The sequence below is a fragment of the Shewanella sp. 10N.286.51.B7 genome (assembly GCF_002873615.1).
GTDB lineage: Bacteria > Pseudomonadota > Gammaproteobacteria > Enterobacterales > Shewanellaceae > Shewanella > Shewanella electrodiphila.
This window is the reverse complement of sequence record NZ_MCUF01000013.1, coordinates 103,143-119,274: the sequence shown is the minus strand read 5'-3', so window position 1 is coordinate 119,274 and position 16,132 is coordinate 103,143. Positions and strand designations below refer to the sequence as shown.

Annotated in this window: 15 protein-coding genes; 8 read left to right on the top strand and 7 right to left on the bottom strand. The window is 40.3% G+C overall.

Annotation, left to right across the window (positions count from 1 at the left end):
• The first annotated feature begins 84 nt into the window (after positions 1-84).
• The 4 genes from BCU84_RS01630 to BCU84_RS01615 all read left to right on the top strand — a co-directional run bounded on the left by BCU84_RS01630 (position 85) and on the right by BCU84_RS01615 (position 4,722).
• Entirely contained in the window at positions 85-1,764 is a 1,680-nt protein-coding gene (locus BCU84_RS01630) for a sensor histidine kinase (RefSeq protein ID WP_102526352.1), read from the top strand.
• Positions 1,761-2,471 carry a two-component system response regulator BtsR gene (btsR, locus tag BCU84_RS01625; RefSeq protein ID WP_102526351.1) on the top strand — a complete coding sequence of 237 codons (711 nt, stop codon included), beginning with the start codon at positions 1,761-1,763 and terminating at the stop codon, positions 2,469-2,471. The genes BCU84_RS01630 and btsR overlap by 4 nt, the downstream gene beginning before the upstream one ends.
• Before the next feature lie 206 nt (positions 2,472-2,677).
• Positions 2,678-4,147: a carbon starvation protein A gene (locus BCU84_RS01620; protein ID WP_102526381.1), complete on the top strand. Its 1,470-nt coding sequence runs from the start codon at positions 2,678-2,680 to the stop codon at positions 4,145-4,147.
• Positions 4,148-4,389: 242 nt separating this feature from the next.
• Positions 4,390-4,722 carry a VF530 family protein gene (locus BCU84_RS01615; RefSeq protein WP_102526350.1) on the top strand — a complete coding sequence of 111 codons (333 nt, stop codon included), beginning with the start codon at positions 4,390-4,392 and terminating at the stop codon, positions 4,720-4,722.
• A gap of 121 nt (positions 4,723-4,843) precedes the next feature.
• On the opposite strand, the gene BCU84_RS01610 is transcribed toward BCU84_RS01615, so the two are convergent.
• The 6 genes from BCU84_RS01610 to rssA all read right to left on the bottom strand — a co-directional run bounded on the left by BCU84_RS01610 (position 4,844) and on the right by rssA (position 11,060).
• On the bottom strand, positions 4,844-5,695 hold the full coding sequence (locus BCU84_RS01610; RefSeq protein ID WP_241906332.1) for a hypothetical protein: 852 nt from the start codon (positions 5,693-5,695) through the stop codon (positions 4,844-4,846).
• A gap of 82 nt (positions 5,696-5,777) precedes the next feature.
• Entirely contained in the window at positions 5,778-6,392 is a 615-nt protein-coding gene (gene ribA / locus BCU84_RS01605) for a GTP cyclohydrolase II (RefSeq protein WP_102526349.1), read from the bottom strand.
• Positions 6,393-6,477: 85 nt separating this feature from the next.
• On the bottom strand, positions 6,478-6,834 hold the full coding sequence (locus tag BCU84_RS01600; protein ID WP_102526348.1) for a YibL family ribosome-associated protein: 357 nt from the start codon (positions 6,832-6,834) through the stop codon (positions 6,478-6,480).
• Between the two features lie 368 nt (positions 6,835-7,202).
• On the bottom strand, positions 7,203-7,685 hold the full coding sequence (nrdG, locus tag BCU84_RS01595; RefSeq protein WP_102526347.1) for an anaerobic ribonucleoside-triphosphate reductase-activating protein: 483 nt from the start codon (positions 7,683-7,685) through the stop codon (positions 7,203-7,205).
• 72 nt (positions 7,686-7,757) lie between these two features.
• Positions 7,758-9,878, bottom strand: coding sequence for an anaerobic ribonucleoside-triphosphate reductase (gene nrdD, locus BCU84_RS01590; protein ID WP_102526346.1), 2,121 nt, complete (start codon positions 9,876-9,878; stop codon positions 7,758-7,760).
• A gap of 210 nt (positions 9,879-10,088) precedes the next feature.
• Positions 10,089-11,060, bottom strand: a complete 972-nt coding sequence (gene rssA / locus BCU84_RS01585; protein ID WP_102526345.1) for a patatin-like phospholipase RssA — start codon at positions 11,058-11,060, stop codon at positions 10,089-10,091.
• Between the two features lie 130 nt (positions 11,061-11,190).
• On the opposite strand from rssA, the gene BCU84_RS01580 reads away from it, so the two are divergent.
• The 4 genes from BCU84_RS01580 to BCU84_RS01565 all read left to right on the top strand — a co-directional run bounded on the left by BCU84_RS01580 (position 11,191) and on the right by BCU84_RS01565 (position 14,354).
• The gene (locus BCU84_RS01580) at positions 11,191-12,576 is read left to right on the top strand and encodes a DEAD/DEAH box helicase (RefSeq protein WP_102526344.1); all 1,386 of its coding nucleotides are present in this window, start codon (positions 11,191-11,193) and stop codon (positions 12,574-12,576) included.
• 69 nt (positions 12,577-12,645) lie between these two features.
• The gene (locus BCU84_RS01575; RefSeq protein WP_102526343.1) at positions 12,646-13,083 is read left to right on the top strand and encodes a DUF3010 family protein; all 438 of its coding nucleotides are present in this window, start codon (positions 12,646-12,648) and stop codon (positions 13,081-13,083) included.
• Between the two features lie 203 nt (positions 13,084-13,286).
• Complete coding sequence (locus BCU84_RS01570) at positions 13,287-13,886, top strand: YgjP-like metallopeptidase domain-containing protein (protein WP_102526379.1); 600 nt, start codon at positions 13,287-13,289, stop codon at positions 13,884-13,886.
• Positions 13,887-13,919: 33 nt separating this feature from the next.
• Positions 13,920-14,354, top strand: a complete 435-nt coding sequence (locus BCU84_RS01565; protein ID WP_102526342.1) for an HNH endonuclease signature motif containing protein — start codon at positions 13,920-13,922, stop codon at positions 14,352-14,354.
• 63 nt (positions 14,355-14,417) lie between these two features.
• Here BCU84_RS01565 and BCU84_RS01560 read toward each other — a convergent pair whose 3' ends face one another.
• A complete protein-coding gene (locus BCU84_RS01560) occupies positions 14,418-15,707 on the bottom strand; it encodes a peptidoglycan DD-metalloendopeptidase family protein (RefSeq protein WP_241906331.1) in 1,290 nt (429 codons plus the stop codon).
• Positions 15,708-16,132: the final 425 nt, after the last annotated feature.

The window sequence follows — 16,132 nt, the reverse complement described above, 5'->3', positions numbered from 1 at the left end:
GCGCCAAGATCACAGCAGCATTTAACCGTGCACTAAATTACCCTTCGCTGAGATAACAGCTCTTTATCCAATAGGTTAACCTCTATGGCACTAATCCTCCTCTTAACCCAACAGATGTGCCTTTACCTCGTCATCGTTTATCTGTTCAGCAAAACGCCCTTATTCAAAATGTTTGCCGAAACATCAACTCGCTTGCCTCATAAGGTTTTCATTTATGTGGTTTTTTCAGGTTTTTGTATTATGGCAACCTACTTTGGTGAACAAACCACAGGCGCCATTGCTAATACCCGAGCAATGGGAGCTGTACTTGGCGGATTGTTAGGTGGGCCAGTAACAGGATTCTTTATCGGATTAACGGGAGGGTTACACCGCTACAGTTTAGGTGGGTTTACTGATTTAGCTTGCGCCATTTCAACCACCCTAGAGGGCCTATCGGCGGGCATGGTCAGTTATTACCTCAAACGCAGCGGTAATCTAGAACTGATTTTTAATCCTTTACTGGTATTTTTAGTGACGTTTTGCGCCGAGTTAATGCAGATGAGCATCATCTTGCTAGTAGCAAAACCATTTGATCATTCCTTTGAATTAGTTTCAGAAATCGCTATGCCGATGCTATTGGTCAACGCCATTGGCGCTGCATTGTTTATGAGCATGATTCTGGATCAAAAAACCATGTTCGATAAACTTTCATCCGCCTTCTCGACTAAAGCGCTAAAAATTGCAGAACGCAGTGTCGGGCTTCTTTCCAAAGGGTTCAATCAGCAATCCACCAGCAAAGTAGCGCAAATTATTATCGAAGAAACCCAGGTGGGCGCTGTGGCAATTACTGACAGAGAAAAGTTATTAGCTTTTATTGGTATAGGTGATGATCATCATATTCCAAATACACCTATTTCGTCGCAAATTACCTTAGATGCCATTGCTCAAAATAAAGTTATGTTTGCTGATGGCGTTGAAAGCAGTTATTGCTGCTCAATAGACCATAAAAACTGCCGCTTAGGTTCTAGTTTAGTAATACCGCTCCGCAGCGATAATGAAGTTATCGGTACGATTAAATTGTATGAGCCAAAAAACAAATTATTCCTCAATATCAATCGTACGTTAGGTGAAGGCATCGCAAAATTACTGTCAAATCAGATACTATTTGGCCGTTACGAGCAGCAACAAAACTTGCTCACTCAATCAGAACTTAAATTGTTGCAGGCTCAGGTAAACCCTCACTTTCTATTTAATGCGTTAAACACTATCAGTGCCATTATCAAACGCGACCCACAAATGGCTAAACAATTATTACAGCAGTTATCGCAATTTTTACGCATCAACTTAAAGCGCACCACAGGTCTTGTTAGTCTGAACGATGAACTAGAACATATCGAAGCTTACCTTTCTATTGAACGGGCAAGGTTCATAGATAAGTTAAAGCTGGATATCAATATCCCAGAAAACTTGCATCATTGCCGCTTACCCGCATTTACCCTTCAGCCGATTATTGAAAATGCGGTAAAACATGGAACGTCACATCTTATCGAGCAAGGGGTGATTACTGTCACTGCAGAAGTGATAGAGGAAGAGTTAATATTAAAGGTAGCTGATAACGCTGGCTTATATAACCCACCAAAGCATTCGGAAGGACTGGGGATGAACATAGTACATAAACGTATCCAAAATCAATTTGGCAATCATTATGGGGTCAAGGTTGACTGTCAAAAGGATCAATTTACCTGTATCTCTATTCATCTACCTTATTCTGGAGATCTGGCATGATTAACTGTTTAATCATTGATGATGAGCCTTTTGCTCGTCAACAATTAGCTGATCTTTTAAGCTCAGAAACCGACTTTATTGTTACTCAAGAATGCAGTAATGCTATCGATGCTCTGCATGCGATTAATAAACATCAACCTCAGGTGATCTTCCTTGATATTCAAATGCCAAGAATTACCGGTCTTGAGCTTATCAGTATGCTAAACCCTGAACACATGCCAAGAGTGGTGTTTGTCACAGCGTTTGATGAGTATGCAGTCAAGGCCTTTGATAGTAATGCCTTTGATTACTTACTTAAACCAATTGAAGACAACCGATTTAAACGTACAATTGAAAAAGTCAGAAACGATTTAGCTCCACAAGCAATTGAAACCATTGCCCCAGAGCATATTGAGCATTTACCTTGTTATTGTGGCAATAAATTAAAAGTGGTGGCGACAGAAGATGTTGAATACATTTTTAGTGATGTAGGCGGAATACATGTTAATGCGACTAACAGCTACTGCCATACCCAGCTCACGCTAAAAGTTTTAGAAGAAAAAACCCCTCTCGTGCGCTGTCATAAGCAATATCTACTTGCACCTCGTGCGATTTCAGAAATTGAATTGCTCGACACAGGCGCTGAAGTGACCACCCATAGTGGTAAAAAAGTACCCGTTTCTCGTCGCTATCTTAAGCCATTAAAACAAGTCTTAGGCTTTCAATAGCCGTCTCCCAACGCTTGCGACACCTGCAACATTGAGTAATTAAGCCTCCTAAAGGTAAATCTGTGTGAATATTGAGTGTTGAGCTAGCGCCGCTTAACCCCAGATATTACCGCTTACCCTCCTAAATCGACCTATCAGTCAGTTTAGGCTTTTTTATTGTCTTCAGCGCGATAAAGTCGCACCATTGAAAATGGGAGATGTTTAAAATGACTTGGTTTTTACTTTGTGTAGGCTTGCTAATTGGTGGCTACTTTATTTACGGTGCGTTTGTTGAAAAGGTATTTGGGATTAATGCCCAAAGACAAACCCCAGCATTCACTAAAACTGACGGCGTGGATTACGTGCCAATGTCTAAAGGTAAGGTGTACTTAATCCAGCTATTGAATATTGCTGGTGTCGGCCCTATCTTCGGTCCAATTTTAGGTGCCCTTTATGGTCCTGCTGCCATGCTATGGATTGTATTTGGGTGTATTTTTGCTGGTGCCGTCCACGATTATTTTTCTGGCATGTTATCAGTAAGAAATAACGGTCAATCAGTGCCTAACCTTGCTGGAAAATACTTAGGTAAACCTGCTAAACACTTTATGAACGTGTTTGCCATAGTCTTACTATTGTTAGTTGGTGTGGTATTCATTTCAGCCCCTGCAGGCTTATTAAGTAAGCTAACAGGCTACGACATGGCAATTTTTGTTGGCATCATCTTCAGCTACTATCTTATCGCAACATTGGTTCCTGTTGATAAAATCATCGGCCGCCTATACCCATTTTTTGGCGCGCTACTGATGTTCATGTCAGTTGGCTTAACCTTAGCGATTATTATATCAAGTGAGCACACTTTATTGCCTGGCTTTGAAGCTAAGGACTTCTTAACTAACTTGAATCCAAATGACATGCCATTATGGCCTGCCTTATTTATTACCATTGCATGTGGTGCGGTATCGGGTTTCCATGCAACACAATCACCACTTATGGCACGTTGTGTTGAAAATGAATCAAATGGTCGCTTTGTATTTTTTGGCGCTATGATTGGTGAAGGTGTTATCGCCCTAATTTGGTGTGCTATCGCATTATCATTCTTTGGTGGCATCGAAGGCCTTAACGCAGGTATGGACGGCAACCCAGCTAATGTGGTTTATGCTGCTTCAAACGGTTTATTAGGTGCTGTAGGTGGTTTCTTAGCTATCTTAGGTGTGATTGTTTTACCGATTACATCTGGTGACACAGCATTCCGTTCTGCACGTTTAATCTTGTCAGAGTTTTTCAAGATGCCGCAAACTCAAATATCTAAACGCTTACTATTAGCGATTCCATTATTCGCTATTGGCGCAATATTGACTCAAGTTGATTTCGGTATTATCTGGCGCTATTTCGGTGTAGCCAACCAAACAACTGCTGTATTAATGCTTTGGACTGCTTCTGCTTATTTGCTACGTCATAATAAACTGCATTGGATTTGTACCCTACCAGCGATGTTTATGACCTGTGTTGTGATTAGCTTCTTACTCAGCTCGCCAACTTTAGGTGCTGGACTAAACATGACGGTATCAACCATCGCAGGTCTGGTTTCTACTCTAGTGATTACCGCTTTGATTATGGTTAAAACTAAGGGTATAGCAGTCGAAGATGAAGCTGAGTTAAATGTTGAATTAGCCAATAAAGCCTCTACTGAAGCTTAATCACTGGCATTGGTTGTATTTCAAAATGAAAACAATGTAGATAGAGCAAATAAATCAGAATATCCAAAGGCCGATAACCCTGTTATCGGCTTTTTTATGAGCCTTTTTATGGGCAGATCAGTCTACTTTTAATCTCTCATCAAAAGGAAACTCAATGGAATACTCAATTCCGCCCTTGAGATTTCAGTTTTTCTGATAACATTTGTTATAATAACCGCAAATTAGTTAATCAAGCCTGAGTAATGACACAAGCAAACAACCCGCTACATGGTATAAAACTTGAAACCATCGTTAATGATCTCGTCGATAAGTATGGCTGGGAAGAGTTAGGTAGCCGTATTAATATTCGCTGTTTTAACGATAACCCTAGCGTTAAGTCGAGCTTAAAGTTTTTACGTAAAACCGAGTGGGCGAGAGACAAGGTCGAATACTTGTGGCTTAAAATGAATAAACTTCCCTTGCCTGCACCAAAGCCTTATGTTGAAAAAGAGCAAGAACCTTCAACGAGCAAGGCAAAGTCAGCCCACAGTAACAAAAGTACTGAAGGCGTCAACGCGAGTATTTGGGGAAAGTAAGCTTTAAAATTAAAGCTAAACAAAACAGGCATGAAGATTCATGCCTTTTTTATTGATAAAATTTGATTCAACATCTTAGCAATGCATACTCGATAATCAATGTTATAACCATCAGGGTTAATTACATTGGAAACTCAAATATCAAACGCCACACTTGCAGTTCACCATCAGTTTGATAACTCACCCCAAATCTATCGGTACTGAACCAGCCCCAACCTAATGGCTTGGATAAAGCTAAGGTTGCACCCACTTCATAAGTACTCGAAGTATGGATATCATCTTCTAACGGTGTAATAAACTTAAGCTTGTTAAAGTACCAACGCCCAGCCACAAACAATCTGGGTTCAATAGTATAATCGCCCCAATCCCACTGCTGGCCAACACCGAAATCAATGCCAGATTGCAGTACTGAATAGCTTTCTGAGCTGTCGTTTATACTGCTTTTATAACCTGCGTAGTAAACTCGATTAACCCAAATGGGTGTATATTTAGGTTGCGCTAACTCGTATAACGCAGAGATACCCGTAGAGACAATTCCCACGTTACTACTATTAGAAAAATTGTGACCGTAGCCTAAATCTAAATAGCTTTCAAAAGTCAGTTGTTCATCATAAAGCCATTTGTATTCAATTCCAGGTGTGATGGTCATAGTGCCAACATTATCTGGGATATCGCCTTCTGGTAAGTCACTAAACGAGTAATCAAAGAAACCTAATGAAATGGGTAATCTTAAGGTGAGAATATGATCGTCTGACTGTTCAATATCAAAAGCAAAGGGAATATTAACTACAGCAGCATTCTGCCCAGAGGTGCGATATATACCGCTGCCAATGTAATTTGCAAAAGCATAATGAGAGAGATCGGGATTTTTCGACTCATCAGCATAGCTTTGAGACGGGGTAAAAAAACTAACAAAAAGCGCTGCAAGAATAGTTGCAACGCTTTTAGGATGAATAAAGCGACACGCTTTCAATATTGATAACCCATATGTTTTAAGCAACTCTTATCATTTCTCTAATAAGCGACGAAAGAGGTCTAGGCTAAAGCATCAACCGTTATTTATCTTCTTCGATAAAATGATGTTCTGTCATCATATGACCTAACTGGGTTGATTTAGTTTTTAAATAATCTTCATTGTAACGGTTTTTACCCACTTGCAAAGGCACTCTTTCAGCAACTTCAATGCCCATCGATTGCATCGCTTTGACTTTACGTGGATTATTCGTCATAAGCTTAACCTTGCTTACGCTAATTTGCGCTAACATCGGCTCAACCATATCGTACTTACGCATGTCAGCTTCAAAGCCTAAACGCTCATTCGCTTCAACCGTGTTAGCACCTTGGTCTTGTAACTCATAAGCACGGATTTTGTTAAGTAACCCAATACCACGTCCTTCTTGACGTAGGTAAAGAATAAACCCTTGACCATTTTCAGCGATATTTTGCATTGCTGTTTGCAGTTGGAAACCGCAGTCGCAACGTAAACTAAATAAAGCATCACCAGTTAGACATTCTGAATGAATTCGGCCTAACATAGGCTCGGTGGCATTAAGCTCACCATAAGTTAACGCCACATGCTCTTTGCCAGTTTCTGTATCTTCAAAACCATGCATAGCAAATACGCCCCAAGGCGTAGGTAACTTAGAAGTGGCGATATATTTAATCGACATGGATAAACCTTTAAGACAACGCTCAATCCTTGAGACTTTTCATCCTTGAACTGACTTTTATGTCATGACTATTTCGAATACTGGACTAGAATTTTGCTGGAGCAAATCCTGTGACAACAGTGATATTCATTTCACGGCCCATAGCAGTCATTGGGTGAACAACTACAAGTCCTTTTACTGATTTTTTAAGCTTGCCCATATCAGCTTGTTCAGCTTTAGTCAGTGCACGGTTGAATTTTAAGCCTTTAACTTCTTGGCCTTGCTTATTCAATTGACGTGATTGCTGATTTTTCAAGCTCGTAATACGTTTAGTGACTGTGGCAATTTCTTTCTTAAACTGCATGATAATGACTTTGTCTTCACGCGCTTCTGCGGCAGCAAGCTTACGACGAAACTTCTCTGCTTTATCATTTAATGCTTGCAGTTCTTCTTTTAAATTCATTTCTTTACCTTAAATTCTTTCATGTTATCGATAGCAATGAGTTGTTTTGATATCGAACAACACTTTTTCGAACGCAAATTATATACCTAAAGGGGTTAAATTAGCTAACTTGAAAACTTGTTACAGCGCATAAATTTATCATTTCATCACTGCTATGGGAGTTTCATTGTCTGATGGCTATAAATTGAACTTTGATTACTATACTGTTTTTATAACATTCAAGTTGAAGCGAGGCTAAAACAACAACGTAATTATTGGCGAGGACAACTCTGATTGTTCGTGTCGCAGTTATTGAAGTTGTTAAATAAGAGCATTAAAAATGAGTTTTAAAAGCTCGCTCATGACAATTAACAAGCCAATACCAAAAGTTAACCAACAGCAATAAGCGAACTCATGTCATGGATAACTTGATTTGAACTACCCCGCCATTTAAGGCTTGGATCAGCTAAATCTTGTTCAAATTTTCCATCAACCAATACGTCCACATACGACAATATTTGTTGTTGCTTAAGTGACATCTCATCCAGTTTATAACCACTCCAAAGCCAAATATCTTTATCAGGGCATTCAGCTTTAACTCGTTTAACCAAAGACAAGATAGCGGTTAAGTTTGCAGGGAATAATGGGTCGCCGCCTGACAAAGATAATCCACGACGTTTGATTCTCGTGTCATTTAAATCAGCAATGATTTGATCTTCCATTGGCTTATCCACTTCATGACCTGAACGCGGATCCCAGGTCGATTGGTTATAACAACCGCGACATTGATGTGCGCAACCCGATACAAACAAAGTGCAGCGCGTTCCGGGACCGTTTATCACATCGACTGGATAATACTGATGAAAATTCATAACACTTACCTTTCAAATAAATAAGGCGCTAATCAGCGCCTTATTTGATTCTATGTTAACTCAATGGCGCGACTAGATATGCTTAACGCGGCGCTTCACTTCTTCTTGCTTACCATAGTTAAACGGTCTTGCATCAGGACTACCTAAATAACCACATACACGACGTGTTACAGATACACGGCTTGGTTCATGGTTGCCACATTTAGGACACACAAACCCTTTACTAGTACAGTTAAACTCGCCTACAAAACCACAGTCATAACACTCATCAATCGGTGTGTTAGTGCCGTAATATGGCACACGGCTATAGCTGTAATCCCAAACGTTCTCTAATGCTTCAATGTTGTGTTGCATGTTAGGGAACTCACCGTAACAAATAAAGCCACCGTTAGTGATTTCTGGGTACGGCAATTCAAAATCAATTTTATCGTATGGGTTAACTTTCTTTTCAACATCTAAATGGAAGCTATTGGTGTAATAACCTTTATCAGTCACACCTTCAACCACACCAAACTGTTTTGCATCTAACTGACAGAAACGGCTACACAAGTTCTCACTTGGTGTACTGTATAAGCTAAAGCCATAACCTGTTTCAGCTTTCCATGATTCTGTAGCACGCTTCATCACATTGATAATTTCAACAGCTTTAGTGCGTAAAAGCTCACTGTCGAATACATGCTCTTCGGTGCCATATAATGCATTAATCGTTTCATGAAGACCGATGTAGCCTAATGAAATAGACGCACGGCCATTTTTGAAAATTTCAGAAATATCATCATCCGCTTTTAAGCGAACACCACAAGCACCTTCCATATAAAGAATTGGCGCAACCCGTGCTTTTACGCCGACAAGACGAGCAATGCGGGTATCTAATGCTTTACGAGCCAAGATCATTCTTTCATCAAGTAAGGCGAAGAATGCTTTTTCATCGCCTTTAGCTTCTATGGCAATTCTTGGTAGGTTAAGACTAACCACACCTAAGTTGTTACGGCCTTCATGGATAAGCTCGCCATTTTCTTCGTAAGTGCCTAAGAAAGAACGACAACCCATAGGAGTTTTGAATGAACCCGTAACACGCTCAACTTGTTCGTAGTTAAGAATGTCTGGATACATGCGCATTGTTGCGCATTCTAAAGCCAGCTTCTTCACATCGTAATTACTATCAGTCGCTTTATGGTTAACACCATCACGAATAGCGAACACAAGCTTAGGGAATACAGCGGTTTTACGGTTTTTACCTAAACCTGCCATACGCACAGTAAGAATCGACTTTTGAATTAAACGTGATTCCCAGCTTGTGCCTAAACCAAATCCAAAAGTTACGAATGGCGTTTGACCATTTGCAGTATGCAATGTGTTCACTTCATACTCTAAAGACTGGAATGCGTCATGACATTCTTTCTCAGTTTGCGCCATGGCAAAAGCTTCAACATCGCTTACGCCCCACTCTTTACCTATCACTAATTGTTTTTGGTAACTTTTTTGCACAAACTCAGCTAACACTTCGTCAATGCGGTTAATCGTAGTGCCGCCATAGATGTGGCTAGCCACTTGAGCAATAATTTGCGCTGTCACAGCGGTCGCTGTTGAAATAGATTTTGGTGTATCAATCTCAGCATTACCCATTTTAAAGCCATGGGTCATCATGCCCGCTAAATCAATCAGCATGCAGTTAAACATTGGAAAGAAAGGGGCGTAATCTAAATCATGGTAATGCAGTTGGCCTGATTCATGAGCAGCCACAATATCTTTTGGTAACAGGTGCGATTTAGCATAATGCTTAGCTACAATACCGGCTAATAAGTCACGTTGTGTTGGAATCACTTTCGCGTCTTTATTGGCATTTTCATTTAGAATAGAGCTGTCGCTTTGTTCAACTAAACCACGAATTTCGCAGTTAAGTTTACTTTTTGCTTCACGACAAATATCGCGATCATGGCGATACTCAATATAATGACGAGCCACTTCTTTATGAGGCCCTTCCATTAATAAGTTTTCTACCAGACCTTGTAGGTGGTGAATGTCAACTTCTTGCTTGTCTGAGACTTGATCTCTAATCACACAAGCAACAGTTTCAGCGTAATCACTATCAGCACTACCTGTAGCAGTTTCCATTGCAGCAACAATGGCATCCTTAATTCTAGACTCATCAAATAAAGTCCGACAACCGTCCCTTTTAATTACTACAGGCATTACTTTTACTCCATTTATGCACAGGATATAAACACTATATATCCACAACAAAAAACCAATAAACACTAGATATGGTGTATTAAGCAATAATGGAGACTAGAAATCTATGATCTAGATCATATTTAACTGACGAGGTGAGAAATGAAAAATATTACTGCCAAGCTCTGCACTGTTTAGACAGACAAAGCTTGACCATGGAATTGAAAACCGTTATCGGCCTAATGCAGAGTTGATTAAATGCGCAGTTTGACGAACAGATTGTCTGCCAGCTTCTATCGCTTCAGCTGCACGGTGAAACTCCATCGTACCGATATCTGCTAACTGTGGCACTAAACACACATCGGGGGGATCGCCCATTAACCGTGCGCGTTTATGACGTTGCTCTAAAATGTCCATTGACTGAGACATCACAGCAATCATCCCAGGGTGTGATTTAGTCGACATAGAGAACTTTTCAGACAAACCTGCGATGTACTCTTTACCCTTACCTAAAATATCCATAAAAGCGGACTCTGGTTCAGCGCCTTCTTGCTGCTGCTTTTCTAGTGCAGTCGGAGCTCGGCTTTTCATCTGCTGTGGCAACATGTGCATGCTATTACGGCGGTGACCATTTAAATCAACGGCAATCACCACATCAACATCCATTGCACGGCACATTGATACAGGAACAGGATTCACCACAGCACCATCAACTAACCAACGATCTTGTAATTGCACTGGCGGTAAAAAGCCTGGCATTGAGCAAGAAGCTCTGACAGCATGGCGTAAATCACCTTCTTTAAACCAAATTTCTTGACCTGAATATAAATCAGTCGCTACCGCCGAAAAAGGTTTTTTCAGTTGCTCAATACTTAGCTCACCAATACGACCAGCCAAAACATCAAACACCTTCTCACCACTAATTAAACCGCCTTTGCGCCAGCTTAAATCCATTAGACCAAGTACATCCCAGCTTGAAAAACCTCGAACCCAACCTTCTAACTCATCAAGATGATCATTAGCGTACGCTGCACCGACCAATGCCCCTACTGAACAACCGGCCACTTTATCTGGATGCACACCCATTTCAGCAAGTTCTTTTAATACCCCAATGTGGGCCCAACCTTTAGCCGCACCACTGCCTAACGCTACACCAATTCGTAATTGTTTAGTGTTAGGCGGATCCTTGGGTACATCTGACATGTTTGTTTACATCCTTAAAAATACATTGAAATTAAAATGCTAATACTCAGCATAACTGAGGCTTAAGCTGTTGGCTATCTCAGGCTTACACGTTATAATATCTGGCTATCATTTTTTAGGGGATTTACCTTTGTTATTTACCGATTTTTCTTTAGACAAACGCTTACTTGAAAGTCTAAAGCATATGGGCATTTCTGAGCCAACTGAAATTCAGCAGCAAGCCCTGCCGATTGCCCTAGCGGGTAAAGATTTAATGGCATCTTCAAAAACCGGTTCAGGTAAAACCCTGGCATTTTTATTACCTGCTTTGCAGCGCGTAATATCAACAAAGGCCTTATCTAAAAAAGATCCGCGTGTGCTCATATTACTGCCGACTCGAGAACTTGCCCAACAAGTTTATGGTCAACTGCGTTTATTGGTGGCAAACACCCAATATAAAGCAGTGAGCATTTTAGGCGGCGAAAACTTTAACGATCAAGCAAAGTCATTATCTCGTGACCCACATTTTATTGTGGCAACGCCTGGTCGTATTGCAGATCATCTAGCACAACGTCACCTGTACCTTAATGGACTAGAATTGCTAATTCTTGATGAAGCCGATCGCATGCTTGATTTAGGTTTTGCGCCGCAATTAAAAGCCATCAATGAAGCTGCCGATCACAAACGCAGACAAACACTGATGTTTTCAGCAACGCTTGATCACGATCATATCAATGATATCGCGGCAACCTTATTGAAAACACCAAGTCATGTCGCTATTGGTGCATCACATAACGAACATAAAGACATTAACCAGCGCGTGTTCTTGGTTGATCACTTAGATCATAAACAAGCGCTACTACAACATGTGTTGAAAAATGAACAACACAAGCAGGTGATAATTTTCACTGCGACCCGCTCTGATACCGATAGATTAGCTAAACTGCTTGCAGAAGAAGGCTTAGAAACGGCGGCATTAAGTGGTGACTTAAATCAATCTGCCCGTAATCAGATTATGGATAAATTCAGCCGTGGCCAACAAAAGATTTTGGTGACCACTGACGTTGCATCGCGCGGGTTAGATTTATTAAACGTGTCATTAGTGATTAACTTTGACATGCCAAAATTTGCCGAAGAGTATGTTCACCGTATTGGCCGAACTGGCCGAGCTGGCGCTAAAGGTGATGCGATCTCATTAGTTGGCCCTAAAGACTGGGAAAGCTTTAAAAAGATCCAAGTATTCTTACGTAAGAATTTTGACTTCTCGACCATTGAAGGTCTACAAGGAAAATTCAAAGGCTTAAAAGACAAGCCAAAAGCTGGCAGTAACAATGCGAAAACTGCCGATGTTAAAGCATCGAACAAAAAGCGCAGCACAGCGAATAAACCTAAAACAGCACCCAAACGCGATAAGCGTTTTATTACAGGTGTTGATATTGGTGACGCGCCAATGCGACGTAAGGCAAAGCCTGCCAAAATTTTAGAAAACGATAACTCAATTGTTCAAGATGATGAACAAGAGCTTGGCGAAGATTAAACCCATTTAAGCCTAATGAAGCATATGCTCTGTTAGGCAAAACAAACTAGTTCAAAAGTAAGGTGAAACATGAAAATTTGTGGCGTGGAATTAAAAGGTGGCGAAGCCATCATTAGCTTATTAACTTACGAAGTTGAAACATTCAATGTACCTGAATGTCGTCAAATCTCTTTCAGCATTTCTAAATCTGCTGAAACAGAATCTATTCGTGAGTTTCACTTTGCTTTCCACAAGTTAATGGAAGACTACAAAGTTGACGAAATCGTCATCATTGAACGTGAACAAAAAGGTAAATTTGCAGGTTCTGCTACCAGCTTTAAATTAGAATCAGCGATTCAAATCACTGAATTACCAGTGAGCATTATTAGCCCTGTTATTATTAAAGAAGAGTTAAAACGTAACCCGCCTCAAGCGGATTTAGAAACTCTTGGTCTTAAGCGCGTGCAAATGGCTGCATTTGATGCTGCATACGCACAGCAAAACCGACGTATGTACGGTAAAGTTTAAGTCAAATACCGACTTAAGCTTACGTAAACAATAAGCCTATCGATTTCCTTAATCATCAATTTGATGAAAACATTAAGATGAATTGGTAGGCTTAGTTTTATCCGCTAATTAACCATATTCCATTGGGCAAACTACAAGCTATGAGCTCAAAAAAAGCACCCAAAAATCTAGCAGACAAACCCGCTCGTAAAGCGCCGCCTAAAATGGCTGTAAAAACCAGCTCGGCTAAAGTTGCAGCCGCAAAAGATACCTTAGCAGGCCTTGTAACCAGTAAAGATGTGCAAGCAAAGCAAAAACAGCAAGCCCAGTTAAAATACCTTAATGGTTATTCAGCCAGCACCATTGAACAAGTTAAACGTCATATTGAAAATGACACCCTCGAAAACCTGCTACTAAGTCGATATCCAACTATCCATGACATACGTACCGATAAAGCCTTATATGACTACGCCATGGAGTTTAAACAGCAATTTTTAAAGCAGTCTGACCCTATATCGAAAGTCAGTTTTGATGAAAAAATCAGTTTAAGTCATCAAGCTTTGGGACTTCATACCTATGCTAATCGCGTTCAAGGTAATAAGGTCAAAGCCAAAAACGAGATTAGAATATCTTCTAGACTGCGCCATGTACCCGAACCATTATTAAGAATGGTTGTTGTGCATGAACTGGCTCACCTTAAAGAAAAAGACCATAACAAAGCTTTTTACCAACTGTGCAAATATATGACCGCTGATTATCATCAGCTCGAACTCGATTTACGCTTATTGCTCACATGTATTGAATTGGGTAAGTCGCCGTATTAGTCTGAATGAATCATAAAGTATTGGAGCCTTATCATGTACGTAGCAACCTATAGAGGCGAAGGGCGTAGAACCAAACATTATAAATCAGAAAAGGCCGCTTTAAAGTCTATTCGCAATTGGCTAAAAGATAACCTAGATAAAGGTTACTCTGTAGGATTAATGGGGCCAGACATTCCTCCTACTGAATACAATGACTGGGAACTGATCCCATTTGAAGAGCCAAAAGCTGCTTCCTTCTACTCTAGTAAAGAATGGAGCAATTTAAAGGCTGAAGCATTTGAAAAGTATGGAAACAAGTGTGCATGTTGTGGGCGTAGTCCATTACATAATGTCATCATGCATGTTGATCATATTAAACCACGCTCAAAATACCCAGCACTCGCTTTAGACATTAACAACCTTCAAATCCTTTGCGATATTTGTAATATCGGTAAATCCGATAAGTTCGAAACACAATGGCGTGAATAAAAAACTCGTACAAACAAAAAAGCCACGTTTTAACAACGTGGCCTTGTTCAATATAATGGCTGACTAACCCAAATCCATCATCATTTGTTTACTGTTAACCAGTTGTTTAAATTGAGCCATTTGCTTTTTAGGTAATACGGAAGCCTCCACAATGCTAACTTTCATTGGGTTCGCTGGGCGGCCGTTTACATGGAATTCATAGTGTAAATGCGGGCCTGTAACTCGGCCTGTATTACCGGTTAAGCCAATCACTTGACCACGCTTAACTCGCTGACCTTTTCGCACTAAAAACTTTGATAAATGCAAATAACGGGTTCTGATATTGTTATCGTGTTCAATAACAATATATTTCCCTGCAAAGCGATGGTTAGTGATCATCGACACTACACCATCACCAGGTGCCACAACACGAGTACCAATTGGTGTCGCAAAGTCAGTGCCGTTATGGGGCGATACTCGACCTGTTACAGGGTGCTTACGATGAGGGTTAAAATGCGACGATAAGCGGAACTGACGTTCTAACGGAATACGCTGGAATGCACTGGCTAAGCCTTGACCACGATCATCATAATAATTGCCATCAACATTTTGAAATGCATTGACGTTATTTCTACGGGAATTAATCCTAACGGCTTGTAGTTGCGAGATCCCAGTTGACTCACCTTCAATATATTGATCATTCATCAATACGTTAAAGGTATCACCTGCGCGTAAATCGCGAGAAAAATCTAATTTGCTCGAAAGTAGCGTTTCAATGGTTTGAATATTTGCCGCACTAAGACCAGCTCGTTGCGCCGATAAATAGAATGAACCATTAATCTCACCGCTAATAATACGATTTTGCCAAATGCCTTCGATATTAATTTCTTCAACGCCATAACTACCATCATCAAAGCGAGTAAAAATGACCTGATAAGCCGGGTTAAAGTACAATTCAAGTTTAGTGAGGTTTTGTTGTTCGTCCTGGAAGAACTGGATTCTATTACCCAAAGACAATGTATCTAATGCAAGCACGTTCAAATCGGCTTCAAGCACTTTATACATGGTTTGCTGGCCAATACCCGCTAACTCGAATAAATGACCTAAGGTATCGCCATTTTGAATCACACGTTCAAAGTTAGGTTTTATAGGTTCTACAATTTCAAATGTTGAAGCACTCGTCCCATTGGGTAAAAAGGACTCAATGTCCAAAGCCACAGGGATGCGCTGCGATGAAAACTCTTGCGGCGTTGGCCATAGCAAAGCCGCAGCAACAACAAATACGCTGGCAAGTAATAATTTTCGATGTAATACAGGTAAGTTAGGCACTTTATTCAAGCGCGCTTGTAACTGACCCCTTTTAGCTGAAAGCAATCTGGGTACCGCCATAAATACGTAAAAAAGTAATACCTTTTAGCTAAGTCGAGTCAACAATAAGATGACCTAAAGAATGCGTACTTAAGCACTAGAAGATATAGTAGCGACCCGTTATACCAAATAAATAGCCTAAAAAAAATATAATCTATCATTTGAACTGCATAAATTTGAACTCAGTATAAACCGATTGGTCACTCTAGCAGCACTCGATAACTGAACGTAATCAGCTTGAGTTAACTCTGTTATCAAGATTTAACGGCCTATTATATATTGAATTTTCAAATGGCTAAGAGCGAGTAAAATATATATTCACCTGCAATTGCTTTGCTATTAAGTCCTGTTTATTTTGGTTTTAAAAGAGCGAAACCGTCCAATGCTCTGCCCCCTAAAATTTAAACTCTGAACTCTAAACTCTAAACTCT

Coding starts and splice junctions, on each gene's coding strand:
- BCU84_RS01600 (WP_102526348.1), bottom strand. CDS start 6,834: ATGAATTTAAAAGAAGAACTGCAAGCATTAAATGATAAAGCAGAGAAG.
- BCU84_RS01615 (WP_102526350.1), top strand. CDS start 4,390: ATGACACAAGCAAACAACCCGCTACATGGTATAAAACTTGAAACCATC.
- BCU84_RS01575 (WP_102526343.1), top strand. CDS start 12,646: ATGAAAATTTGTGGCGTGGAATTAAAAGGTGGCGAAGCCATCATTAGC.
- BCU84_RS01620 (WP_102526381.1), top strand. CDS start 2,678: ATGACTTGGTTTTTACTTTGTGTAGGCTTGCTAATTGGTGGCTACTTT.
- nrdG (WP_102526347.1), bottom strand. CDS start 7,685: ATGAATTTTCATCAGTATTATCCAGTCGATGTGATAAACGGTCCCGGA.
- BCU84_RS01570 (WP_102526379.1), top strand. CDS start 13,287: ATGGCTGTAAAAACCAGCTCGGCTAAAGTTGCAGCCGCAAAAGATACC.
- btsR (WP_102526351.1), top strand. CDS start 1,761: ATGATTAACTGTTTAATCATTGATGATGAGCCTTTTGCTCGTCAACAA.
- rssA (WP_102526345.1), bottom strand. CDS start 11,060: ATGTCAGATGTACCCAAGGATCCGCCTAACACTAAACAATTACGAATT.
- BCU84_RS01565 (WP_102526342.1), top strand. CDS start 13,920: ATGTACGTAGCAACCTATAGAGGCGAAGGGCGTAGAACCAAACATTAT.
- BCU84_RS01630 (WP_102526352.1), top strand. CDS start 85: ATGGCACTAATCCTCCTCTTAACCCAACAGATGTGCCTTTACCTCGTC.
- ribA (WP_102526349.1), bottom strand. CDS start 6,392: ATGTCGATTAAATATATCGCCACTTCTAAGTTACCTACGCCTTGGGGC.
- nrdD (WP_102526346.1), bottom strand. CDS start 9,878: ATGCCTGTAGTAATTAAAAGGGACGGTTGTCGGACTTTATTTGATGAG.